We start from the raw sequence: 2,833 nt of genomic DNA, 5'->3' as shown, positions 1-2,833 counted from the left end.
TACTTCTGAAGCCGTGGCGGACATCCGTAGCGAGAGGCCAAGGGCTGGAGAAGTCCGCGTCCGTGGAATGAATGAAACTCTGTTTCTATCGCCATTACCGGTCTATACAGGGCAAACTCAATCCTCTCGCCGGAATTTTTCAGGGATGAACGAAGTATTCCTGGAACTCGGCGGAAGTAATTGGGGAATGGTTGAACAAGGAAAAATACTTGCCGCTGGAATTTGGATGGCATTGACGACAGCATTCATTGCTCCGGTGCTTATCTGTGCTTGGCTCGCACTTTTCAGCCCTCACGGAATAGATAGAAGGTTCGTCGACCTAATTGGTGACTCGTTACTGGTTTTTGCTAGCGGCTCTCTACTGTTTATTCTCCCTCTTGGTGCGTACTTATACGGAATGCTCTCCGGCGTCTTTAAAGCAGCAAAAACCTACCCCGTCCGCTTCAACCGCCAACGCCGCGAAGTCTGCTACGTCGACAGCAAAACCCGCCGCGTCCTCATCGTACCTTGGGAAAGCGTAGTCGCCTGGGTCTCCAACACTCAGGGCGTCACCAGTTATGGCGCTACTCGCCAGTACACGTTCGGCATGGGTCTGGAGGATGAGGAGCAGGACAAAGTGCAATTCCTCCTGCTACCACAACCCAGCGATGCACATGCTTTAGGGATGTGGACTTCAATTCGTAATTACATGGAAGACGGTCAGTTGGTAGATGCTCCATACCCGATGCTCAAGGCACTGGGTTTGACTCCATCCGGTGATCGGCTCAAACCGTACGAAGGCCTACACACTTTTGAAATCGAACGCGAAGACGCACGCGCGATGGGGTCGCTGGACGAGGGTGGCGACGAACTGACGCCCGAGCAGCGCGAGCATTACGGTTACTCGAAAAAATCCTACTGGCCATTGCGCCGCTGGTACATGTGGCGCGTGCTGAGCTTCTGGAAGATGCCTTACATGCTAGCCGAATGGGCGCACCGCAAGGGGCGGCCTACCCTTCCGGAACAAGTGCAAACATGGTCTGAGCCGTTGCCACCAGAGCAATGGGCCAAGCCCAGCGGTGCATTGGTGAAAACCAATCAAATGGTCAAGACTGCCATGGACAAAAAAGGCGCCACGTTCGTCGAAGCGTGCAAAGCGGCGGGTTTGCATGGATGAAATGTGAGCAACCACGTTCGTCTATTTATTTGAATTCTTAACATCTGTTAAAACGTAAAGCCGATTTGTTTCGGTTTATCCGACGCCATAAGTCGGAAATTTCGAGTCTGAAATCCCCATGAATACCCGTCAGATAACGCTTGCCAATCGATGGACCGCAACCTTTCAAAACATCGGCGAGTTTCGCATGGGCGTCGAGGGCTGGGGCTTGCTTCTACAGGGTCCGAATAACCAGACGATCAAATACTTCGCAGACCAGATTGTTCTAGCGAACGACGAGGACGGCAACCAAGCCAACACCTGCATCCTGCTCTCGGTCGATGGTGTTTACGGCTGTTTGCATACGGCCGTAGACGGCGACTGGGTGATCGATTTTGCGCGAGGGATGATTGCCCCTCATCGAGTAACGATTCGCCACCATCACGACGCTTACGACGAAAGCCTTTCAGTATACGAACAGCCGGCCTTCAAACGTGCGCGCCAGTACGTCAGTGTTGTCGGAAAACACATCTACCTGACTTTTCCGCTAACCAGAGATGAGGATTTTCCCAAGGTATGGGACGAATACCTGGCAATCCGCAAACGCCAACTGGATGAGCTTTACTTCGGAACCTGACAATCGCATGGAGAGGTCCGACAGTCATCTCCAACCATATACGTCGTCATATTCCCGTAGGTGCCTCCCTCCCAAATTAAGCTTCACCTAAGCTTCCCCCGCTAGCATCCCGGCTCATCAACCTGTCGTCTTGAGCCGTGATGAGTCCCTCCGACATGAAAGCATTCGATCTGCCTACCCAGCCGCATCCCAATTTCAGCCTTGTTCTGGTCAATTACAAAACCCCGGACATCACCCGCATGTCTCTGGAACTGTTGCGCGAGCATGTTCAGGCGCAGGGCATTCCAGTGTGGGTGGTGGATAACGATTCGGCGGATGCCAGCCTTGATTATTTGCGTTCGCTGGACTGGATCAATCTGATCGAGCGGCCGTCGCCGGGCAAGGAAATGGGGCATATTGCCCATGGCAAGGCGTTGGATCTGGCCTTGGCGAAAGTTGAGACCGATTACTTGTTTCTGCTGCACACCGACACCTTTGTCTACGACATGGAAGTGTTTGCGATGATGATGCGCGAATGCACGAAAAATGCGGACATGGCGGCGGTGGGTTGTGTTGAGCAACTTGATCGTGGGTTACTGCGTGATACCTGGCGTTTAACTTCGCGGTTCTGCAAACATCATGTTCGTCGGCTCAAAGTTCATCTTGGCCTGCGTTCGAAGCCGCCACGCCCGTATAAAGAAACCCATTTGAAAAGTTTCTGCACGCTGTGGAATGCGCGTTTGATGAAGTCGCTCGGACTGCACTTCTGCATGGATGAAGAGGTGCCTGGTTACACGCTTCAGGATCGAATGGTCGGGTTGGGCTATGGCGTCAGGTTTCTCTCGCCGCGGAAGATTTTCCGCTATCTGGATCACATTCAGGCCGGCACCGTCGCGGCGGCGGGCACGTATGGCAAGGATCATCGCCGGACAAAAATGTACCAGCAGACCCTCAAACGCTTGCAGGGGCAGCACGGCAAAGCCGGCATGCAAGCTTCGACTTGATCGAAAACAATAAAAAGGGCGACTGCAAAGTCGCCCTTTTTGTTTGCAGATTCTGTATACAACTTTTCAAGTAGTGGA

General features: G+C 52.9%; 3 protein-coding genes. All 3 read left to right on the top strand.

Annotated features, from left to right (window positions below; all coding sequences use genetic code 11):
* On the top strand, positions 1-1,156 hold a 1,156-nt coding region (locus tag F8N49_RS27050), incomplete at its 5' end, for a DUF6708 domain-containing protein (protein ID WP_256675530.1).
* A gap of 118 nt (positions 1,157-1,274) precedes the next feature.
* Positions 1,275-1,772 (top strand): hypothetical protein, encoded by a 498-nt coding sequence (locus tag F8N49_RS27045; protein ID WP_071171813.1) that lies wholly within the window; start codon positions 1,275-1,277, stop codon positions 1,770-1,772.
* A gap of 155 nt (positions 1,773-1,927) precedes the next feature.
* A complete protein-coding gene (locus tag F8N49_RS27040) occupies positions 1,928-2,755 on the top strand; it encodes a glycosyltransferase family 2 protein (RefSeq protein ID WP_151553258.1) in 828 nt (275 codons plus the stop codon).
* Positions 2,756-2,833: the final 78 nt, after the last annotated feature.

This window comes from Pseudomonas sp. GXM4 (genome assembly GCF_008923895.1).
Classification (GTDB): Bacteria; Pseudomonadota; Gammaproteobacteria; order Pseudomonadales; family Pseudomonadaceae; genus Aquipseudomonas; species Aquipseudomonas atacamensis.
Note: the sequence above shows the minus strand (reverse complement) of the source record. Positions and strands in the feature narration are given on the sequence as shown.

Coding starts and splice junctions, on each gene's coding strand:
- F8N49_RS27045 (WP_071171813.1), top strand. CDS start 1,275: ATGAATACCCGTCAGATAACGCTTGCCAATCGATGGACCGCAACCTTT.
- F8N49_RS27040 (WP_151553258.1), top strand. CDS start 1,928: ATGAAAGCATTCGATCTGCCTACCCAGCCGCATCCCAATTTCAGCCTT.